The 22,840-nt window shown below is 29.4% G+C and carries 22 protein-coding genes; 6 read left to right on the top strand and 16 right to left on the bottom strand.

Going from position 1 to position 22,840, the window contains the following annotated elements; translation table 11 throughout:
* Positions 1 to 45 precede the first annotated feature (45 nt).
* Genes C7U54_RS02760 through C7U54_RS02750 form a run of 4 tightly spaced genes read right to left on the bottom strand, consistent with a single transcriptional unit; the run spans position 46 to position 3,014 of the window.
* Positions 46 to 1,155 (bottom strand): nucleoside 2-deoxyribosyltransferase, encoded by a 1,110-nt coding sequence (locus tag C7U54_RS02760; protein ID WP_107029229.1) that lies wholly within the window; start codon positions 1,153 to 1,155, stop codon positions 46 to 48.
* 29 nt (positions 1,156 to 1,184) lie between these two features.
* Entirely contained in the window at positions 1,185 to 1,448 is a 264-nt protein-coding gene (locus C7U54_RS02755; RefSeq protein ID WP_206603579.1) for a hypothetical protein, read from the bottom strand.
* Between the two features lie 29 nt (positions 1,449 to 1,477).
* Complete coding sequence (locus C7U54_RS14835; protein ID WP_206603578.1) at positions 1,478 to 1,816, bottom strand: hypothetical protein; 339 nt, start codon at positions 1,814 to 1,816, stop codon at positions 1,478 to 1,480.
* Between the two features lie 28 nt (positions 1,817 to 1,844).
* Complete coding sequence (locus C7U54_RS02750; RefSeq protein WP_107029228.1) at positions 1,845 to 3,014, bottom strand: GmrSD restriction endonuclease domain-containing protein; 1,170 nt, start codon at positions 3,012 to 3,014, stop codon at positions 1,845 to 1,847.
* Positions 3,015 to 3,264: 250 nt separating this feature from the next.
* On the opposite strand from C7U54_RS02750, the gene C7U54_RS02745 reads away from it, so the two are divergent.
* From C7U54_RS02745 to C7U54_RS02725, 5 genes are all read left to right on the top strand, one after another.
* Complete coding sequence (locus C7U54_RS02745; RefSeq protein ID WP_107029227.1) at positions 3,265 to 4,107, top strand: NgoPII family restriction endonuclease; 843 nt, start codon at positions 3,265 to 3,267, stop codon at positions 4,105 to 4,107.
* Positions 4,108 to 4,124: 17 nt separating this feature from the next.
* Entirely contained in the window at positions 4,125 to 5,120 is a 996-nt protein-coding gene (locus tag C7U54_RS02740) for a DNA cytosine methyltransferase (protein ID WP_107029226.1), read from the top strand.
* 354 nt (positions 5,121 to 5,474) lie between these two features.
* Positions 5,475 to 5,819, top strand: coding sequence for a hypothetical protein (locus C7U54_RS02735; protein WP_107029225.1), 345 nt, complete (start codon positions 5,475 to 5,477; stop codon positions 5,817 to 5,819).
* On the top strand, positions 5,782 to 6,102 hold the full coding sequence (gene vapD / locus C7U54_RS02730; RefSeq protein WP_107029224.1) for a VapD family protein: 321 nt from the start codon (positions 5,782 to 5,784) through the stop codon (positions 6,100 to 6,102). Before C7U54_RS02735 ends, vapD begins: the two co-directional genes overlap by 38 nt.
* Positions 6,103 to 6,122: 20 nt before the next feature.
* On the top strand, positions 6,123 to 6,458 hold the full coding sequence (locus C7U54_RS02725) for a hypothetical protein (RefSeq protein WP_107029223.1): 336 nt from the start codon (positions 6,123 to 6,125) through the stop codon (positions 6,456 to 6,458).
* Between the two features lie 122 nt (positions 6,459 to 6,580).
* On the opposite strand, the gene C7U54_RS02720 is transcribed toward C7U54_RS02725, so the two are convergent.
* From C7U54_RS02720 to C7U54_RS02705, 4 genes are all read right to left on the bottom strand, one after another.
* A complete protein-coding gene (locus C7U54_RS02720) occupies positions 6,581 to 8,224 on the bottom strand; it encodes a glycoside hydrolase family 13 protein (protein WP_107029222.1) in 1,644 nt (547 codons plus the stop codon).
* Entirely contained in the window at positions 8,217 to 10,433 is a 2,217-nt protein-coding gene (locus tag C7U54_RS02715) for an alpha-galactosidase (protein WP_107029221.1), read from the bottom strand. Before C7U54_RS02715 ends, C7U54_RS02720 begins: the two co-directional genes overlap by 8 nt.
* 10 nt (positions 10,434 to 10,443) lie before the next feature.
* On the bottom strand, positions 10,444 to 11,250 hold the full coding sequence (locus tag C7U54_RS02710; protein ID WP_107029220.1) for an HAD family hydrolase: 807 nt from the start codon (positions 11,248 to 11,250) through the stop codon (positions 10,444 to 10,446).
* Between the two features lie 130 nt (positions 11,251 to 11,380).
* Positions 11,381 to 12,859 carry a 6-phospho-beta-glucosidase gene (locus C7U54_RS02705; RefSeq protein ID WP_107029219.1) on the bottom strand — a complete coding sequence of 493 codons (1,479 nt, stop codon included), beginning with the start codon at positions 12,857 to 12,859 and terminating at the stop codon, positions 11,381 to 11,383.
* Between the two features lie 152 nt (positions 12,860 to 13,011).
* Here C7U54_RS02705 and C7U54_RS02700 point away from each other — a divergent pair, with 152 nt between their 5' ends.
* On the top strand, positions 13,012 to 13,902 hold the full coding sequence (locus C7U54_RS02700) for a helix-turn-helix domain-containing protein (protein WP_107029218.1): 891 nt from the start codon (positions 13,012 to 13,014) through the stop codon (positions 13,900 to 13,902).
* 24 nt (positions 13,903 to 13,926) lie between these two features.
* Here the strand turns inward: C7U54_RS02700 and C7U54_RS02695 are convergent, their stop codons facing one another.
* The 8 genes from C7U54_RS02695 to C7U54_RS02660 all read right to left on the bottom strand — a co-directional run bounded on the left by C7U54_RS02695 (position 13,927) and on the right by C7U54_RS02660 (position 22,636).
* Positions 13,927 to 15,261: an MATE family efflux transporter gene (locus C7U54_RS02695; protein WP_107029217.1), complete on the bottom strand. Its 1,335-nt coding sequence runs from the start codon at positions 15,259 to 15,261 to the stop codon at positions 13,927 to 13,929.
* Between the two features lie 69 nt (positions 15,262 to 15,330).
* Positions 15,331 to 16,191: a LysR family transcriptional regulator gene (locus tag C7U54_RS02690; protein ID WP_107029216.1), complete on the bottom strand. Its 861-nt coding sequence runs from the start codon at positions 16,189 to 16,191 to the stop codon at positions 15,331 to 15,333.
* 58 nt (positions 16,192 to 16,249) lie between these two features.
* Positions 16,250 to 16,624, bottom strand: coding sequence for a DUF956 family protein (locus C7U54_RS02685; RefSeq protein ID WP_022002075.1), 375 nt, complete (start codon positions 16,622 to 16,624; stop codon positions 16,250 to 16,252).
* A 32-nt stretch (positions 16,625 to 16,656) separates the two neighbouring features.
* Entirely contained in the window at positions 16,657 to 17,574 is a 918-nt protein-coding gene (locus tag C7U54_RS02680) for a PTS system mannose/fructose/sorbose family transporter subunit IID (protein WP_107029215.1), read from the bottom strand.
* Positions 17,575 to 17,594: 20 nt separating this feature from the next.
* Complete coding sequence (locus C7U54_RS02675; protein WP_022002077.1) at positions 17,595 to 18,410, bottom strand: PTS mannose/fructose/sorbose transporter subunit IIC; 816 nt, start codon at positions 18,408 to 18,410, stop codon at positions 17,595 to 17,597.
* A gap of 12 nt (positions 18,411 to 18,422) precedes the next feature.
* Positions 18,423 to 19,415, bottom strand: a complete 993-nt coding sequence (locus tag C7U54_RS02670; RefSeq protein ID WP_107029214.1) for a PTS sugar transporter subunit IIB — start codon at positions 19,413 to 19,415, stop codon at positions 18,423 to 18,425.
* 300 nt (positions 19,416 to 19,715) lie between these two features.
* Positions 19,716 to 20,549, bottom strand: coding sequence for a PRD domain-containing protein (locus C7U54_RS02665; protein ID WP_107029213.1), 834 nt, complete (start codon positions 20,547 to 20,549; stop codon positions 19,716 to 19,718).
* A gap of 5 nt (positions 20,550 to 20,554) precedes the next feature.
* Positions 20,555 to 22,636: a PTS transporter subunit IIABC gene (locus tag C7U54_RS02660; RefSeq protein WP_107029212.1), complete on the bottom strand. Its 2,082-nt coding sequence runs from the start codon at positions 22,634 to 22,636 to the stop codon at positions 20,555 to 20,557.
* Positions 22,637 to 22,840: the final 204 nt, after the last annotated feature.

Raw genomic sequence — 22,840 nt, 5'->3', positions numbered from 1 at the left:
CTTCTCAAACAATCTATCCAAAATTTATTATAGTTACATTAACGACTATTTCTTCAAAGTATCTATAACAATCTCGCCTTTACTGAGTATCCTATCAATGGATGAAGACATAGTGTCTGTCATTTGTAAATATTCTTCAAGTTCAGATATAAGTGAAGAAATTGCTTTGTTTAATCTTCGCTCAATTCCCAAACATCCACGTAATACACCGATAAAACCTTCAATATTCTCATTGGAGCCATAAATTGCATTTTGCATATTCTCCAATGCAGTCATAGACTCACATAGATCTTCAATATTGTTCACATTCTGAGCATATTGATTGTCTAATAATGAAAGATAGCTATTTTCAACTATATCCCAATATTTGGACACTTCATTTACATGACTTTTTAATTTTCCTGCAAATATATCTATGGGACTAGAAAGTTTTCGACAAATATTTCTTACAAAACTTGCATCCACATTACCGCTTTGAGATTTTACACGATTAATCTCATTTGTAGCAGCATTAATAGATATATCCATTTCATCCATTTCATTCCCCATGGATGTAATTTCATTTGTCATTTTTGTTGAGTTTTCTTCAATATCTGCAATATAATCAAGGAAACCTTTTTCACCTTCATCATCAATTGTAACTTGAATACCACCATTGCCTTCATCAGCCATATCTTTCGGGTTATTAATAGGAGAAATACTATTCTCACATTTGTAGAAATCAGGTATATAATCTGAAACAGGATTTCCATATTTCACACTATTGTCAATTGCACCAAATAACAATTTTTTCAGTTCTTCTATTAGTTTGGGCAATTTATTAAATTGCAAACTGTATTCGTTTGCACGATATGATTTTATATCAAATGGTAATTCTCCAAGATCTTGTGTAATAATAATTACCTTTTTATTCATAGCATGAGCTAGTCCTAATTCATAAAACACATTGGCATTGAGTCCTGTCAAATCAGCAATAATGACATCAGCTTGATGAATTCCTTCCACTATATCCTGTAATATATTCTGTTGGTTATCCAAATCTCCTGCATTTGTAAAATCAAAATCTTCTTTAAAAATTCTTTTCAATTCATCATACAATGCCAGAAAGTCTTCATTAAATGGTGTAATAACAAACACTTTTGGTTTACTTCCCATTCGTTTTTCTCCTTTCTCTCTTTTAAAAATTAGATCAAATTATAATAATTTAATGCGTCTTTAATTGCATTTACCTTTTCCTGTGTCGGATGCTTCCTTGTTTGCTTTAATCCCTCTGCCGCATTAGGTGCATCATACATCGGCAATCCCAATTCTCTTTTTACCTTTGCGATATATGCGTTATGTACTTTAAACCCATATTTCATTTCCACATACTCTTGTATCAATTTATATGTAGCTTTTGGAGCAGGCTGATGTTGTTTTGCTCGCTCCACAATCTTATCCAGTGGCACTTTTCCCTCGCCTTCTCCAAATTCAACCGTTACATTATATGGCTATCTGGTGATTTGTGGGACAACAAACATACCGTCTCAACTATTGTTGTTGTATGTGGTAATAATATAAGTTTGTTATAATTTTTTCCATCATGAATAATTGCTGATTTTCCAGGTTTAATATCTACTATTTTTCTTCCATTATCTATTTCTGGAGCCATAATCCATTTTCCATTTGTATTCTTAATAATTTTTCCACTTCCTAAGCTCCAAGCATTTTTTCCAATAGTAAAATTAATAGAATTACCTTTAATATTTTTATTATGTAAAGGATAAATATTTATTCCTTTACCTAATTCATTTTCAATATCTTTTCTACTTAACAAAATATTTATCCTCCTTACTTATAATATTTTAATTGATAATATTTAATAATTCATCAAATATTTTTCGTCTTTCTCCATTACTTTTATTTGTGAACTCAATGTTTTTTACCCATTCTATAAGTTTTACTTCTTGAGTATCATGTATTTCATCAAAGAAAATAAAGTAACCAGTTAGATATAATATATAGTCCATCCTTTTGATGAAATTATTTAATTCATTTTTATCAATAAATTTTAGTGCATTATCTAATCCTTCTAAAGATAAAGATACAATTTTTCTAAGAGAATCCACTTGTAAGTTAGTTAATTGATTTTCTCTAGTATCAGAAGGTATTGGTGCAAAATTTAATTTATGTTTTTTGTTACATATTACTACTTCATACGCTGGATTCAGAGAAGAAATAGGATATGAAACATTTGTTGTAAATGGAGAAAATAATTCGTCAAAACCATATGATTGAATTAAGTCTTTAAATGGATTTATATAGTCTATATATATATCAAAATCGTGAAGTTTTAATTTTGAGAAAGACATTTGTAAAGCAGTAACTTTACTACCGGCATTATTTAATACTTCAAACCATTCAATTTGTTCATCCTCAGTTAGATTATCAGCTTGATTAATAGTATAATTATAATCCATAAGTTTACTTCTGATATCAATACAAGGAGCATATAAATCTTTAAAAGTATTATTATCAATTAAATAATTTTGAAGAATTTCCCTATTTTGATTTAATAAAATCCCTACAGGAATTTGATATTTCTTTATCTCTCCTTTTATAATTTTAAAGTTTGCACTTGAAACATCTAAAACAATATTTCTAAAATCATTGGAATTTTTAAATGCTTTATAATTTGTTGTTAAACGTTGTTGACCATCTACTACAGATAAATGTGCATTTAAAATACTATTTTTATCAATTAAATTTCTATCAATAAATGAAACTTGAGGAACAGAAGTTTCTACATCTTCAATTTGATTTATTGAAATCGGGGCCACAGGTGCTTTACCAAATAATTGATAATTTAAAAGATCAACAGATTTTTGCAAGGTCCAACTTACATCTCTTTGATATAGTGGCAAAGTCAATTTATTTTCATCAATTCTCTCACACATTTGTTGTACCGACATTTGAAAACTTTTTTTCGTTGGATTATATTTTACAGCCTCTAATAATTTTTTATTTATTCTCATATTAATAACTCTATCTCCCTTCTATGCTATAACTATACTATAGAAATAATAGTTTGAAAAGTCAATAGCAGCTATATAAAAAAAATAATAAATAAACTTTTTTTTACAATTTATCAATAGCAGCTAAATATATGAAGAAACATGAAAATATCGTATTGTAGCATTAAAAGATTGAATGTTTTTTATTTCTAGGTGTTCATGTATTTTAATAAATCGGTTATAATAAATGCATAATAAAGGGGGAAAGTTTATGAATATTATTAATGCAATTTATAATTTAGTTAATAATCCAATTAATCATTTGACAGAATACAACCAAGGAAGAAATAGAGCAAATAATGCAGGTGATGCATTAGAAGAATATGTTAAAGATTTATTTTGCAATACGTTTGATGAAAGTGATGTGAGTAAGAGATTAGAAAAAATTGGAAAATATTTTTCATATTTAGGAAATAATTCAAATCCACCGGATGCAATGTTAAGAAATGGAGATGCTATTGAAGTTAAAAAAATAGAAACTAGCACTTCTACTTTAGCTTTAAATTCCTCTTATCCAAAGCATAAATTGTATTCGTCTTCAACTATGATTTCTAAAGCATGCAGAGATGCCGAAAAATGGAATGTGAAAGATATGATTTATGTGGTTGGGGTTATTGATAAAAAAACAAATGATATAAAGGATTTATGTATGGTTTATGGATTGGATTATTGCGCGAGCGAAGAGTGTTATACTAGAATTAAAGGAACTATCAAGAATGGTGTTGAAACAATACAAGGTGTTGAATTTTCAGAAACCAAAGAGTTGGGGAGAGTTAATAAAGTTGACCCATTAGGAATAACATATTTAAGAGTAAGAGGAATGTGGGGAATTGAAAACCCTTGGAATGTATTTAATTATGTGTATGAAAGAAATAAAAATGCAAATTTCAATTTTATGTGTATAATTAATGAAGATAAATGGAATACATTTGATAATAAAAATTTACTTAAAAATATAAATGATGAAAAATTTATGATTAAAGATATAAAAATTAAAAATCCTGATAATCCTGCACAATTAAGAAAAGCAAAATTGATTACATATGATAAATAGAAAGGAGAATTGTTAGAATGAAAATATTATCATTATTTAGTGGTTGTGGTGGTTTAGATTTAGGATTTGAAAGAGCGGGTTTTGAAATACCCTATGCAAATGAATATGACAAAACAATTTTTGAAACTTTTAAAATCAATCATCCAAAAACGAAATTAATAGAAGGAGATATTAGAAATATAGATAGCAAAGTTTTTAATGATGAATTTGATGGAATAATTGGCGGACCACCTTGTCAGTCATGGAGTGAGGCAGGATCTTTAAGAGGAATTGATGATAATCGAGGAAAACTATTTTTTGATTATATTAGAATTTTAAAAGATAAAAGTCCTAAGTTTTTTTTAGCAGAAAATGTTAGTGGCATGTTAGCAAATAGACATAGTGAAGCTGTGCAAAATATTTTAAATATGTTTGATAAGGCAGGATACGAGGTTTCTTTGACACTTGTTAATGCTAAAGATTATGGTGTTGCTCAAGAAAGAAAAAGAGTATTTTACATAGGATTTAGAAAAGATTTAAATATTGAATTTAAATTTCCAAAGGGTTCAACAAGAAATAACGAAAAAAAATTAACTTTAAAAGATGTAATTTGGGATTTAAAAGATACAGCTGTACCAGCTTTGGAAAAAAATCATCATAATCCAAAAGCAATAAATAATAACGAATATTTTATAGGGTCATATTCTACAATATTTATGAGTAGAAATAGAGTGAAATCATGGAATGAGCAAGGATATACAGTGCAAGCTAGTGGTAGGCAATGTCAATTACATCCACAAGCGCCAAAAATGGAAAAAGTTAAAAAAAATGTATGTCAATTTGTAGAAGGAAAAGAAACATTATATAGAAGAATGACAGTAAGAGAAGTAGCAAGAGTTCAAGGATTTCCAGATGATTTCAAATTTATATATAAAAATGTTGATGTTGGATATAAGATGATAGGAAATGCTGTACCTGTAAACTTAGCATATGAAATAGCAATTGCTATCAAAGAATGTTTGGAAAGTAAATAGTGGAAAGTGGAAATAGAATTTAAATTATATAGATAATAAGTTCTATTTTTATTTTTTAATTCTTTGATATTTATTCTATCTTTTAAAAAAATTTTTTCATTACCATTAGCACAATATCCCTCGTTTGTTTTCCTCATAATAAAATTATTTCTTTGAGTTTATTATATTGGTTTAAATTGTTGAAACAATGGACAAATAGTCCAAAGAAATTTATCTAATCGTGATTTATCAAATCACGATTAGATAAAAAATTAAAAATAATAAAAGAAAAATAGAAATAGATGGCGTATATATTAGTGAAGGGATATACTATTGATTGTAGTAATGTATGATAAAGATAAGAGGTGGATATATATGTTGATGGAAATCTATTTAAGTGAAGAAAAAGCAAAGAAGAATAATATTAATTTGAATGAATGTTATCAAAAGATAGATAAGTATTTTAAATCACGTGGTGTAGAAATAGTATCAAAAGGTATTTATAAAGGTGTTAGAAAAGATTTTGATACTTTTGCTATTGCACAAGGATCATTACCTGATACAAAATGGTTTTTAAAAGTAGTTGATCAATGGTATATAAGTTATTTTGGAGATGGACCAGAAAGTCCTGAATATAGAGAAGATGCTTTAAGATGTTATTATGAAGTAGAAAAACGCAATAATGGATTCTTTAGAAAGCAAAAAAGCGCTCAACTTTGATTTAAATGATTCTCTATTAAGAAAATATTACCCTTCAAAAAATTATAAAAAAGGATGGAGTGATCTTAAAAAGTATTTTATTAATAATGGATTTAAACATAGACAATATTCAGGTTATGTTTCTTTATATCCTATTTCAATGGCTGAAGTAGTACAAATAATTAAAAAATTATCTTCAAATTATACATGGCTAAAATATTGTGTTAAAGAATTTGATGTAACAATTGTAAGTGATGAATATAGTATGAAAAGTTATATTCAACCATTAGATGTTTTTGATTGATGATATGAGGTATTTAATATATGTTAATGGAAATCTATTTAAATGAGGGAAAAGCTAAAAAGAATAATATTGATTTGGATGAATGTTATCAAAAGATAGATAAGTATTTTAAATCACGTGGTGTAGAAATTGTATCAAAAGGTGTTTATAAAGGTGTTAGAAAAGACTTTGATACTTTTGTAATTGCTCAAGGGCAATTACCTCAAACAAAGTGGTTTTTAAAAGTAGTAGATCAATGGTATATAAGCTATTTTGGCGATACACCAGATAGCCCAGAATATAGGGAAGATGCTTTAAAGACATATTATCAAGCAAAAGAACAAGTTAGAAATTATGTTAAAAAACATCGTATTTGAATAAATAAAGTAAATAATAAAAATTATCGGCAAAAAACATAAATTTATACGTTGTTAAAATATATAGTTTTTGCCGATAACGGCAATAAAAAGCCCTCTAGTTTATCACTAAAGGGCTGTTATTATTTTTTGATCATAACGAATTGATAAGGTTTTAAGGTTGTTGGGTTGTAATTGTTGTAGTTATCTAACAAAATGTTTCCTTGAATGTCAGGAATTGATTGTTCAGTGTTTGTAAAGTTACATAAACAAATAATTTCTTGTCCTTGATAAGTACGTTTATAACCAATAACATCATCTACAGTATTTACTTCTGCAAAATCTCCATAAACAAGAGTATCTTCTTGTTTTCTAATAGAAATCATTTTTTTATAGAAGCTATAGATTGAATTTGGATCATTGAATTGACTTTCAACATTGATTTTATCTTGGCTACCTGTCATTTTTAACCAAGGTTTGTGATTACTGAATCCAGCATATTCACTACTATCCCATTGCATTGGTGTTCTGGTATTATCTCTACTTCTAAGGTTAAGGAAATGCATGGCTTCTTCTTTAGTAAAACCTTCTTCTAAGGCTCTTTGGTATTGACCATGACTTCCAATATCATCAAATTCATCAATGCTTTCTCTTTCAAAGTTTTCCATACCAATTTCTTCACCTTGATAGATAAATGGTGTTCCTCTTAAATTAAAGAACATACCAGCAAGCATTGTTTGAGAATAATAATTATGGTTTTTCTTATCTAACACAAATTTATCGATTGCTCTAGGTTGATCATGATTTTCCAAGAAACTCGCAATCCATCCAAGTTTTTGAACTTCTCTTTGACTTGTAAATAAGAGTTCTTTAAATTGTTTAGTTGTCCAATCTTGTCTTTTAAACCATTCTTCATCTTCATTAATATCAAAATTACAATAATTAAAATCAAACATCATTGAAAAACATCCATCTTTACCAATAAAAATACCTAAATCCTTATATTGAACCCCAACAGCTTCAGCTACTGTCATACAATTATGTTTTTCAAATGTTTCTTTCTTCAATTCATCAAAAAAGACTTCAATTCCTGGTTGATTTCTAGAATAAGCAAAACAAGCACTTAAACCATCTTGTCCATCAACAGGACCATCTAAATATCTTTGATCCTTTTTAATAAAGTTAATTGCATCAACTCTAAATCCCGCAATTCCTTTATCTAACCACCAATTAATCATTTTATAAAGTTCTTGTCTTAAAGCTGGATTTTCCCAATTTAAATCAGGCTGTTTTTTAGAAAAAGCATGGAAATAATATTCATCTCTACCTTCTACCTTTTGCCATACTGAACCTCCAAAAACAGATCTCCAGTTGTTTGGTTCTTTACCATCTTTAGAGGATTTAAAGATATAATAATCATGATAAGGACTATTTGGATCTTTTAGTGCTTCTTGAAACCAAGCATGTTCATCTGAACTATGATTGATAACGAGATCCATAATAATCTTAATTCCTTTATTTTTAGCTTTTTCAATCAATTCTTCTAAATCAGCCATTGTTCCAAATTCAGGATTAATATCATAATAATCAGAAATATCATATCCATTATCATCCATAGGTGATTTATAAATAGGACATAACCATAACAAAGTCACTCCTAAATCCTTTAAATAATCAAGCTTTTCAATAATCCCTCTTAAATCACCAATTCCATCTCCATTAGAGTCCTTAAAACTCTTAGGATAAATTTGATAAGCTATCTCTTTCTTCCACCATTCATTACTCATTTTCTTTTCTCTCCTTTAAAATATATAATTTAGAATAATAATCTCCAATACCATCCTTATTCTCACCACTTGAACCATCACTTATAATCAAACCCACATTCATCAACTCATCACCATATAAATCTAAATCATTTACATGATAAACCTTATTTTCATCTAAACCTAATAAAGGTAAACGACGATAACCTACATTAACTTCTTGTAAAGGTCGATAGTAACCAACAATTGCTTGTGTTTTATCATGAGAGACAACCATCCAAGCTGTTTCGTTTGATGTAAATGGACTTTTTAAACGATAAAATGTTCCAAATTGAAATAAAGAACGATATTGTTTCATAAAATTAATTTGTTTTTTAATAATTTCTTTTTCTTCAAAGGTTAATTGATTAACATCTAATTCATAACCAAAAGTACCAAAATAAGCTACATTAGCACGTGTTTCAAGTGGTGTATTTCTAAATGTTTGATGATTAGGAATTGCTGAAACATGTGATCCCATTGAAGAAAGTGGGTAAACAAGAGAAGTTCCATATTGAATCTTTAATCTTTCTATGGCATCAGTATCATCACTGGTCCAACATTGAGGGGCATAATAAAGCATTCCTGGATCAAAGCGTGCGCCTCCACTTGCACAGGATTCAAAGAGTATATCAGGGTATTTATTGGTTAAAACTTCGTATAAATGATAAACACCTAGGATATATTCATGCATGACTCTTCCTTGTGATGAAACATCATGAATGCTTGAATAGACTTCTGACATACAACGATTCATGTCCCATTTAATATATGAAATATAGGAATCATCAATCACATTCATCATTGCCTGGGCAATATAGTTGATAACCTCAGGATTAGAAAAATCTAAAATATATTGATTTCTCCCATGACAACTCTTTCTATGAGGTGTTTTTAATACCCATTCAGGATGATTTCTATATAAGTTAGAATCTTCATTGACCATCTCTGGTTCAAACCATAATCCAAATTTTAAACCTAAATCATGAATTCTCTTTGATAGCCCACTAATTCCATGAGGCAATTTATCTAAATTAGGGAACCAATCTCCTAATCCTTGATGATCATTATTTCTATTACCAAACCAACCATCATCTAACACAAATAACTCAATTCCTAATTCTTTTGCTGTATTAGCCATTGAAACAATCTTATCTTCATTAAAATCAAAATAAGTTCCTTCCCAATTATTCACCAAAATAGGTCTTACTTGATCTCGATACTTTCCTCTAGCAAGTCTTTTTTGATAAAGTTGATGATATGTTTGTGACATCTTATTCAATCCTTGATCACTATAAACCATCACAACTTCAGGACTTTGAAACGAATCTAAATGATCTAATAGATATTCAAAACAATGAGGATGAATTCCCATAGAGACACGTGAGACATGATAATTATCAACTTCTACTTGGGCTAAAAAGTTACCACTATAAACCAAACTAAAACCTAAAACTTCACCACTTGTTTCTTTACAATTTTCTCTTTTTAAAGCAATAAAAGGATTAAATTGATGTGAAGAACATCCTCTTAAAGAATAAATACTTTGAATACCTTCTGTAAGTTTTCTTGTTTTAATAGAACGTTCTCTTGCCCATGATCCTGTAAGTTCAATCATTTCATAATCTTGATCAGGTAAGTCTAAAGACATAGACATCATTTGATTAAGTCTTAATTTTTGTTTCCCCTCATTAACAATAAAAGCATTTCTTGTAATTACAGGAAAATCTTGATAAATGGTATAACTTAATTGTAGTTTTGTTTCAATGATTTCATCATATAAGGTAATGATAAGAGTTTGAGCTTCGTTTTCATTTTCTACATAGGTAGCAGGAAGATCTTTTAATTTTGGTTTTCCTTGTATGATTTCATGACTTACATATTCAAAGTTTAAAATATGACTCCCATTTTCTTGTAAAATATCGATAGCAGGATGACGTAAATCACCTGAACCATAAACAGGATATTCTTGTTTAATATGTTCTAATGAAAAACTTAAATCCCCTTTATAGCTACAAGATGACATAGGACGGGGAAAAAGTTCTAATAAATGATCAAAGTCTTTACGATCATGAATTCTTTTTCCATAATAGAGTTGTCCTAATTGATTATTTTCTAAGATTTTAAACACATAACTAATTTCATTATTATACAAATGAAAAGTTTTACTTTCTTCATGAAATACAATCATAGATTTCTCCTTAATCATTAAATAGTATTTTTAAAATATCTTCTAAACCATCATCAACAACCGATTTACAAATAATATTTGCTTTAGCTTTTAATAAATCACAGGCATTTCCCATAGCAACCCCTACACGACAAAATTCAATCATTTCTAAATCATTTTCTCCATCACCAAAAGCGTATGTGTCATCTTGATCTAAATGATAATGATCAAGAACTTTTTGAATACCTGTTGCTTTTGAAATTGTTGGTGAATAGAATTCAAATGCATTGTCACTGCCATGTTCATCAAAATTAATAACATAACCAAAATCATTTTGGATATACTTTTCTATTTTTTCACGATCTTTATTTGTGACATTTGCTTCTATTTTAATCGCTCTTTTTAATACCTCATTACGATCAAACTTTATTGTAAATAGATCTTCAAAATGTCCCTTTTGAACAAAGAAGTTATAAAGTTCTTTATAAGAAGGATCAATGTATAAATGATTCGCTGTCGCAATCATATAATCACAATGAAGTTCTTCTAACATATTTGCTGTCTTTAAACATAACTCATAATCCATTCTATTTTCATAAATAGATTTTCCATCAATTTCTACATAACCACCATTATTTAAAATATAACCGTCAAAAGTTCCATCGAGCCATTTTTCATCTAACATGGCTTTGGGTCTTCCACTACAAATAAAGAGTTTATGTCCTTGTTTCTTTAATCTATTTAATTGTTGTTTTACACCTAAAGGTATTTCATAAATTCCCATTTGTGAGCATACTAATGTCCCATCTATATCAAAAAATAATACTTTCTCTTTCATAAAAAATCTCCTTTATCTAATTATATCACAAAGTCCCTTTCTATGATTTTCAATAAAAGAAAATATAAAAAGTATGTATGATAGTACGCAAGATAATACGTATGAAAAAAGGAATCTTTCGATTCCTTAACTAGTCATCTAAAATAGAAGATCCATTAGTCGCAATAACTTCTTTATACCAATCATAAGATTTCTTTTTAGAGCGTTTATAAGTTCCATTACCATAATCATCAACATCTACATAAATAAATCCATAACGTTTAGACATTTGATTTGTAGAGTTAGATAATAAATCAATTGGTGCCCAAGTTGTATAACCCATTAATTCAACACCATCTTCTTCAATAGCTTTATACATTTGTCTAATATGTTCTCTTAAATAATCAATACGATAATCATCATTAATAGAACCATCAGCTTCCACAGTATCTTTTGCTCCTAAACCATTTTCCACAATAAATAATGGTTTTCTATAACGATCATATAAATCTACACAAGAAATTCTTAAACCGATAGGATCAATTTGCCATCCCCAATCAGAACTTGGAATATATGGATTTTTAATAGCTGTTTCTGTATTACCTGCACTCATTTCTAAGCCTTTTGTATCAGCAGCAACACAACTTGATGAATAATAACTAAATGAAATAAAATCAACAGGATATTTTTTCATAATTTCTAGATCTTCATCAGTCATTTTAATATTGAATCCTTTATTTTTATACATTTGTAATAAATATTTAGGATATTCACCATGAACTTGTGTATCACTATAACAATAGATTTGTCTCATTCTTTGTTGTTGTTCTAAAAGATCTTCTGGTTTACAAGTATATGGATAATAAGTTAATTTAGTAAGCATACACCCTACTTTAGCATCAGGAATGTTTTCATGTGTAATTTTTACCGCTAAAGCACTTGCCACAAATTGATGATGCATTGCTTGATATTCTACTTCTTCAAATTCTTCAGGTTTAAATCTTGATTCAATTAATCCACCTGTCATAAATGGATGTCTAATGATTGAATCAATTTCATTAAATGTAAGCCATAATTTAACTTTATCTTTATATCTTTTAGTAATAACATCCACATAACGTGTAAAGAATTCAATGGAACGACGATTATACCAACCATTATAATCCATACAGAATGCTAGTGGTGGTTCATAATGAGACATTGTAACTAAAGGTTGCATTCCATATTTTAAACATTCATCAAAAACAGCATCATAGAATTTTAAACCTTCTTCATTAGGTTCTAATTCATCCCCTCTAGGGAAAATACGAGACCAAGCAATAGACATTCTATAAACCTTAAACCCCATTCCTGCAAGTAAAGCAATATCTTCTTTATAATGATGATAAAAATCAATCCCATGACGTTTTGGATAGTAAACTTCATCATCAGTACTTAAAGCTTTTTCAATCATTTCATCAGAAATATCGCATAAACCATGAGTATTTAATAAATCATTCATTGATTTAGGATCAGTAAATAATTGCACATCACTACAACTTACTCCTTTTCCTCCTTCTTTCCAACCACCTTCATATTGATTAGCGGCAGTAGCTCCACCCCATAAAAATCCTTCTGGAAATTGTTTCATATTATATTTCTCCTTATTTTTTATTATTAAATTCATTATATCGATATTATTGAATATTTGTTTGTTTTTTCATAATATAAAAACCAATTCTACTTATAAGAGGTGTTGTTTTCTATTTAAAATGATATGATTTGATTAAAGGAAGTGGTCATATGGATCTTATCAAAATAGGTAAATATATAGCTTTTAAAAGAAAAGAACAAGGCTTAACACAAAAACAGCTTGCTGAAAAGTTAAATATGTCTGATAAATCAGTCTCTAAATGGGAAAGAGGTATCTGTTTACCGGATGTCTCTGTTTATCTAGAATTATGTAAAATACTAGATATAAGTATTAATGAGTTTCTTGCTGGAGAAGATATACCTAAAGAAACAATTGAACAAAAAGCAGAAGAAAATATTATTCAGATTACAAAAGATAATAAAAACAAACAAAAGTATCTAAAGAAAATTATAAAATTATTAATAGTTATGCTTGTTGTTTTCATATTTATTACAAGCATATTTATCTACAAAAAATTAACACAACCACAAAACTATATAGAACCTTATTTAGAAAAAAGCACAGAAATGCAAACAGCAAATATGCTTTCTAATCATCCAGGTGATATTTTGTTATTTCATTATAATTCAAAAAAAGATTTTGATTCATTAACTATGTATTTAACCCAATATCAAAAAGGTAAAAAGATATCTGATAAAGAAATCTGTACATTTTATAATAATCCTTCAAAAGGAACAAATACCGGAAATATTGCTTTAGTAATAGATCGAGAAGCATCTACTTTGAAGATTATAGATGCTTTTGAAGATGGGTATTATGTAGCTAAAGATATTTCATTTATAGAAAACATTAGTAACTATGATGTTTGGGATTATAATCAAATTGAAGAAAAAACATCTATTAAATATAGTAAAAAACAAATGTTAGTGGCATTATCTTATGGAAAAAATCATGTCACATCTCTTCCTATAAAAGAGTTAGAAACAAACAAAAAGATAAAGAATGATTATACATGTATTCTTTCAATTAAGTTTAAGTAAAAACGTCATCACTTGGATGACGTTTTAATAATCAAATTTATTCTTTTTCTTCATAATGATAAAAATACTTACACAAATCATTGCTGATAAAATAGAACCTAATGCTGGTGTAAGACCCATAGGAAGCAAAGTATCAGGGAAAAGCTTAGAAGTAATATAAGCTCCTGGAACTCTTATAAGGGCTATGGAAATTACATTATGAATAAATGAAATCATAGAATAACCATAAGCTGTAAAGAAACCACTAAAACAAAAATGAATAGAAGCAAAGACACAATCTAAAACATATCCTTTTAAATATTGACTACCATACACAATAACTGCAGCTTCACTTGTGAATAACGAAAGAATTTCCTTGGAAATAAATTGACAAGTAATCGCAAAGAAAATTCCAAATCCTAAAGCAATCATCATTCCATAACGTAATGTTTGGCGAGCACGTTGATGTTGTTTTGTTCCTACACATTGGGCACATATAGCAGAGATTGCTGAAAGCATACTTGATGGTACTAAGAATAAAAAGCTAATGATTTTTTCTACAACACCAACTGCTGCGGCAATATCAACACCACGCATGTTTGCGATAATCGTAATAATAATGAATGATACTTGAATAAGACCATCTTGCATAGAAATAGGAAAACCGATTTTAAAGATATCTTTAATAATTTTTTTATGTAATTTCAAATGGTATCTATGGATGACAATCAATTTTCTTTTAATGATTGCAAATAAAGCAACAATTACACTAATAAGTTGTGAAATCACTGTCCCAAATGCTGCTCCAACGGCATGCATATTGAAATAACCAATGAAAATAAAATCTAACACGATATTAAAAAAACAAGCAACTGCCACAAAATACATAGGACTTTTAGAATCCCCTAATCCTCTAAAAATAGAACTAATAATATTGTAAGCAGTAATAAAAGGAATTCCAATAAAACATATTTTTAAATAAAGTGTTGTTTCTTGAATTGCTTCTACAGGTGTAGACATAATAGAAACAATCGGATTAATAAAGAATAATAAAATCAAAGTAACAATCAGAGATAAAATCATAAAGATAATGATTGTATTTCCTACAGTCATCCTTTTTTCTTCTTCTTTTCTTTCACCAACATAACGACCAATCATGACCGTTGAACCCATTGCAATTCCTACAAGCATAACAGTAATCATATGCATGACCTGACTTCCAATAGAAACCCCTGATAAAGAAGCGGCTCCATTGTATTGACCGACAATAAATAAATCAGCCATGCCATAGAATGTTTGTAAGAAATTAGCAAGTAAAAATGGTAATGAGAAAGTAATAATATTTTTTAAGGCACTGCCTTTTGTTAAATCTTTTTGCATAACATCAACTCCTTGCTTTGTATTATATAGAATAAATGTTAAAAGATAAAACGAAAAAAAATGCTTAATCTAGCACTTTTTTTCATGAATATGTTGCAATAATAGATTTAAGTTCTCTGATTTATTTTGTTTTAAATAAACAAGATCTATTTTTTCAAGATCAGCAAAGTATTTACTAATATCCTCTAAATAGAACTGATCTCTGTTTTCTACTTCTTTTGTAGGAAGGATTGAAAAACCTCTAGATAGATTAAGTAAAAGAAGTTGTTTGGGAAATTCTTTAACGTATTCTACTTTATTAAAAGTTGTATGATAAATTTTATAAAGTTCATCTTTACATAATTGATGATAGTTTTGATCTGTTGCTTTTGTAATATAGGGAACAGATTGCATGACCTTTTCTATTGTATGATATTTATGGATCAGTTCTTTTGAACAAACAAGAGAAACGTTTTCTTTAGATAAGGTTGTTGTTTCAATTGGATTATTTTTGTAGAAAGAGAGCATACTTGGAGAAATTAACGCATCGAGTTGATGCGCTTTTAGGCCTTCCATCAATTCATTTTCTTCAAGATAAGAATAAGAAATAGAAAGATGTGGGTATTTCTTTTCAAAGCTTTCAAGAATTTCAAAGTCTGTAAAATCTGTTGTTTTCATGCCTATATGTAAAGTATTCGTTTGTTGAATATTTTGACATAAAGTTTGATAAGAAGCATAAATGTTTTTCATTCCTTCATAGAACTGTTTTCCTTGTTTAGTAAGAGTTAATGTTCTATGTTCTCTTATAAATAGCTGTGTTTGGAGTTCTTGCTCTAAGACAGCAATGTATTTAGACATGGTTGTTTGTCCAATATGACAAGCGTTAGCTGCTTGCGTAAAGTTTTTATATTCAACAGCTTTAAAGAAATAATGTATTCTATTTAGATCCATATTATCACCTCTTTCATTATAACAAAAAAAGGAGCAATGAAGCTCCTTTGCTCAATATTTATTTACGTTTGAATAATGATTTTAAACCACGAGAGATTACTTGAAAGAAACTAAGAGAACGAACCATATTATTTGGATCAACATAATTTCTAACAGCTCTTAATGTCTTTTTATTATCTCTTGTCGAAAAGATAAAGTTTCCGTTGTTTTTCGTAACAACTGCAAAACGAGGAATCCATTTTCCTTTAAACATGACACTTGCCATGATTTCTGTTACTTCAGACCAAGGAATTTGAATATAATCATTGACGTTTTTATCATTGTAATATTCAAAAGCTTCATCCCCGACTAACACTTTACCATAGTTTGCCATTCCTAAATAAGAAGTAGCATTAATTGTTAAATCGACTTTTTTATTTAATGATTGTACCATATATTCCCTCCATAAATATTGAACTTTTTAAATTACATAATTCCAGCTAAACGAGCTAAGATACCAACGATAAATAATGCAACGATAATAACGATTGGTGAAACTTTTTTCTTTAATAACCAGCAGCAAAGTAATGTAAGTAATAATGCTGCAAGTCCAGGAATTAATTGATCTAAGTTTTGTTGTAAAGTAGTAACTTTAATTTTATCTAATCCATTAGCTCCAAGGGAAGCATATTGAGATAAAGCTGATTTAATACCTTCAGCTCCACCTTTGATTTGACTCCAATCAATATAAGCACCTTCAGATTGAGTAACTCTAGAAACAACAGGAGTAAATGAAATACTTACCCAACGTTGAACTAAAGAACCGATAATGAACATACCTAAAATAGAAGCACCTTGAGTAATTTTACCTAATAAACCACCAGATAAATCTTTTGCGATAGAAGTACCGACTTTATATCCAAATTCTTGAGTATACCAAATAAATGCCATACGGATAATATTCCAAGCAAAGAAGAATAATAATGGACCAACAATACTTCCACCTAAAGCAAGAGAAGCACCTAAAGCACCTAAGATTGGTCTTAAAGTGAACCAGAATACTGGATCTCCAACCCCTGCAAGAGGTCCCATCATACCAACTTTAACCCCTTGAATAGCTTGATTATTGATTTCCGCACCATTAGCTCTTTCTTCTTCTAAGGCTAATGTAACACCCATAACTGGAGCTGAAACATAAGGATGTGTATTATAGAATTCTAGATGTCTTTTTAAAGCATCTGCTCTATCTTGTGGATCTTTGTATAATTTTTTGATAGCTGGGATAATTGAATAACACCAACCACCATTTTGCATACGTTCATAGTTCCATGATCCTTGAAGGAACTGATGACGCCAAGCAACTGATAAACGATCTTTTTTAGTTAATTGAATTTTTTCTGCCATATTTCTTTCCTCCTTCAAGATTAATAGTCATTTAAAATATCACCTAATGGATCACCAGAACCAGTAGAACCACCATTACCTGAACCACCGTTTTCTTTTAATCCTAAGTAAATTAAAGCAATAGCAACACCTAAAGCACCTAAAGCGATTAATGTTAATTCGCTTAATGCAGCTAATACGAAACCGATAGCAAAGAATGGCCAAGTTTCTTTAGTTGACATCATATTAATAACCATTGCATAACCTACAGCGGCAACCATTCCACCACCAACAGTCATACCACCTGATAACCAAGCAGGCATTTGATTTAAAACACTAGTTACTGCTTCAGCAGGAACGATACATAGTGCAGCAGCAGGAACTGCGATTCTGACACCTTGTAATAAGATACCTAAAATTTGATAGATTTCAATTTTACGGAAATCTCCTTTTTCAGCAGCACCATCCATTAAGTGAACTAATGGGATAGCGATTGTACGACAAATCATAGTTAAGAATAAACCAGCTACTGATAAAGGAATTGCAACAGCAATTGAAGTAGAGATAGCTGTTTGTGTATTAACAGTACCACCATTTAAACCTAAAACCATGATAATTGCAGAAGCAACAGAAGCTAAAGCAGCATCTGGAGCAACAGCAGCACCAACGTTTGCCCATCCTAAGGCAATCATTTGTAAAGAACCACCTAAGATAATACCTTCACTTAGATGTCCTGAAACTAAACCAATTAAAGTACACGCTACTAGTGGTTGATGGAATTGGAATTCATCTAAAATCCCTTCCATACCTGCTAATAATGCTACTAAAATAATTAACATAATAGTAATTGCAGACATTAAATTTTCCCCCTATTTCATATTTTGAAGTTCAGTCTTTGCTTTTTTAAGAAGACTGTCCATATTTTCTTTAGAATCAGCAGGTACTTTACGAACATCGAAAGTAACACCCATTTCTTTTAATTTTTCTAAAGTTTCAACATCATCTTGATTCATAGCAATGGCTTTATTAACAACCACTTTACCAACTGAGTGAGCCATAGAACCAATATTTAATTCTTTAATATCAACGCCACCTTCAATAGCTCTTAAAGCATCTTGAGGAGTTTCAAATAACAATAAAGCTTTAGTAGCACCAAAACGAGGATCTTTAGCGACTTCGATCATCTTTTTGATTGGTACAACGTTTGCTTTAACACCTGGTGGTGCAGCTTGTTCAATCATTTGTTTACGTAATGCATCTTGAGATACTGCATCAGATACAACAATGATACGAGTTGGTTGAGTTGATTTTGTCCAAGTAGTAGCTACTTGACCATGTAATAAACGTGTATCAACACGAGCTAAGACATATTTAATATGTCCATCTCCAAGAACAGTTCCTTCAGGAATAGCCCCAGCAGGTGCTGGGTTTTCAGCTTTTACTGTTTCTTCCTTTTTAGGTTCTAATTCTTCTGGACGAATGTTAACTCCGTCTCTAGCAACTTCACAGATATGAGTTGCGATTTCATGTGCGCTGTCAGTAGACATACGCATTGCATATGCTTCAATAAGCATTGGTAAATTTAACCCAGTAACGATAGCCCAATGATCTTCATGACCGTTAAGTAATAAGTTAGCTTGATTAAATGGAGTTCCACTCCATAAATCAACTAAGAAAAGAACTTCGTCTTGATTTTCAAAAGTGGAAATAGCTTCTTCCATTTTTGCTCTTAAATCATCAGGACCTTCACTTGGTTGTAAAGTCACAGCTTTTACATCTTTTTGTTCACCGAAAATCATAGAACCAGATTGTAAAATTCCATTAGCGAATTCACCATGACTTGCAAGAATAATTCCTACCATATTTTTCCTCCCTCTCTTTAATTAACATTGAATAACAAAAAAAGTAGGCCAACTATTTAAAAGAAGATACAATAAAGCTATTGCTCTTTTTTAAAATAGTTAATGCCTACTTAAAGTTACACACTATTGAATATTCAATTTAATTACAGTGATATACTAACATCAAAAAATGTAAGCGTCAATCATTTTTTTTACGTTTTTATGTTCTTTCATTATTTTTTGATATAAAAAATAATGAAAAAGATAATATATAATATAAAACAATCACAATTTATCAATAAATAAAAAAGGGGTGATCCCCTAATTTTGAAATGCACTTGATAAAATTCTTTCCAAATGTAAAGCAAGATAGCCAATTTCTGATTCTGGTAATTCTTTATGAAGTATCTTTGATAAATTATCACACATCCTTATTGCTTGTTCATAAGCAAAAGGAAATTTATTTTTGGTAAATTCACTAATATCCATTTGCAATTGTTCATTAGTATTTAAACGAATGATTAGGAATTTAATATGATTCATTAAACGGGCATAAGAAATTGATTCAACATCAATTTTCATATTTAAATCAGTTTGTAATTTAATAATACTTTCATGAACAACACGTGCTGCTTCCATAGATTCCCCTACTTTATTAGAAGAAATTGCTGAGTGAATATGTAGAGTAATAAAACCTACTTCATCATTATTGATTTCTTTATTGATAAAGCTTTTTATGATTTCTTTTGATTTTAAAGCAACTTCATATTCATCGGGGAATAAAAGTCTAATATCATAAGTAAAGGGATTTGTAGGCATGATGTTTTCATCCATACGTTTAATCGCAAAATAAATATGATCAGCCAGTGGAATTAAAATATCATGATTGACTTGTTCAAATTTATTTGTTGCTTCTTTAATGATTTCAGCTGCGATTTCAAGATAAACAGGATTGATATAGTCAATGACTTTCTTTTGTTTATCTTTAGCTTGATAGTTCTTTTGCATCATGTATTTCTTGGCGTGAGGTGGAATTTCAAAATGTTCATTTACTTTTTTACCAAAACCAATTCCTTTTGCCATAACTATTATTTCATTATCATCTTCTTTAGCTAGAATGGTATTATTATTTAATACTTTTAAGACTTGATACATTTTGTTCACCTCTTTATTTTTAAAATCGTTTCTCCACTTTTTTTATGACCATAGTTCTTTTCTAAAGGTCCTTGACCTTTAGTGATAATCATTAAAAGACAATCATCGATGGCATTTTCTTTAATATAATTCAAATCTGCATTCCATAACAGATCTCCTTTTTTAACCTTCTGATTCATTTTAACAAGAAGTTCAAACCCTTGTCCATTTAATTTTACAGTATTAATACCAAAATGAATCAATATTTCCACACCATTTTCTAATTCAATCCCTAAAGCATGTTTTGTAGGATAAATCATAGAAATCGTTCCATCACAAGGAGCAACAACCAAACCATGTATTGGTCGAATCATGAGACCATCTCCTAATAACTTATGAGCAAAGATATCATCACAACAATCTTCAATAGGTAAAACCTCACCATCAACGATATTTCCTATTTCTACATCTGTTGTATGATACACAATTGTTTTTTCTTCATCATAAGAAGCAGGAACATTATTTAAATAATCATCAATCTTTGTTTTTAAAGAAGAAGCTTTTGGCCCAAAGATGATTTGAATAGCATTGCCCTGTAATAAAACAGCAGCTGCCCCTGCTTGTTTTAAAGAACCTTCGCTTACAAGACTTGGATCTTGTAAAGAAGCACGTAATCGTGTAATACAACAATCAAGATCACTAAAGTTATATCTTCCACCTAGTCCTTTAATAATCATTTGTACTTGAGGATCAAGTAATGATTGGTCAAAAGAGTAATCCATTTTCTTTTTATTAAAAATCGTTAATTTATTATCATCTTCTCTTCCTGGTGTTTTTAAATCAAATTTCTTAATTAAAAAACGGAATGAAAAATAATATAAGAAGAAATACATAACTCCACCAACAATAATAAAAACCCAATGAGTTTTACTATTACCTTGTAATACACCAAAAACAAGAAAATCTATTAAACCACAAGAAAAAGTAAACCCAATCGTCACCTTTAAAACATGAGCTAAAACAAAAGCTGTACCCGCTAAAAAAACATCAACGACAAATAACATAGGAGCCACAAAAATAAAAGCAAATTCAATGGGTTCTGTAATTCCTGTAAGCATACTCGTAAGGGCTGCTGATAAAAAAAGACTTCTTATAACTTTTTTAGATTCATCTTTAGCACTGCGATACATCGCTAAAGCTGCTCCTGGTAAACCAAACATCATAATCATATATTCACCAGAGAAATACTTAGTTGCTTCAACACTAAAGTGCTTTAAATTTGGATCAGCAAGTTGAGCAAAGAAAATATTTTGGGCACCATCAATTAAAACCCCATTGACTTCCAAAGTACCACCAATAGCAGTTTGATAAAAAGGCATATAGAAAACATGATGTAAGCCAAAAGGAACAAGGGCTCTTTTAACAATTCCATAAACAAAAGTTCCCCCATAGCCACTACTAGCAATCCATTGTCCAAATTTAAAAATCCCGTCTTGGAAAGTAGGCCAAATATAAAACATCAAAAATCCTACCAAAATATAGACAATGGTAGAAATAATAGGAATAAATCTTTCTCCTTCAAAGAAAGATAAAAAATCAGGTAATTGAATTTGATAAAAGCGATTATGTAAATAACTCACACCTAAACCAACAATAATTCCTCCAAATACCCCCATTTGTAAGGATACTTGCCCACATACATTTGTAAGGGTTCCTTCAACAACTTTTTTAACAATCTCATTTCCTTTAATAACTCCATCAAAAATAAGCAAACTATGAATCGTTGAATGCATCACAAAAAAAGCAATTATAGAAGATAACACTGCTACTTCTTTTGATTTCTTTGCCATTCCTAAAGCAACAGAGGCTGCAAAAATCAAAGGCAGATTATCAAAAATTGTTTGCCCTACAGACATTAATAAAATCAATATATGATTTAAAGTTGTTCCTGTACCTAAAATACCTTCTAAACCAAGAGAAGCAATCGTTGCTTCGTTAGTAAGAGAACTCCCAATACCTAAAAACATTCCCGCAATTGGTAGTACAGCAATAGGTAACATAAAACTACGTCCTATTCTTTGTAAAACCCCAAAAATTTTCTTTTTCATTTTCTTCCCTTTCATTTATAAAAAAGTATAGAATTTTATACTTTAAAAACACAATTTTTCGCATTTAGTGTATCATAAAATAATCTATATGTACATTTGTATAGATGAGTTAGATTATAGATATCTTTAATGGGTAAGATACTGTATAATATTTATATATAACTAAATTCAAGGGAGGAAAAGCATATGGAAGAGAAAAGATTG

Source organism: Faecalibacillus intestinalis, from assembly GCF_003024685.1.
Lineage (GTDB): Bacteria > Bacillota_I > Bacilli_A > Erysipelotrichales > Coprobacillaceae > Faecalibacillus > Faecalibacillus intestinalis.
Note: the sequence above shows the minus strand (reverse complement) of the source record. Positions and strands in the feature narration are given on the sequence as shown.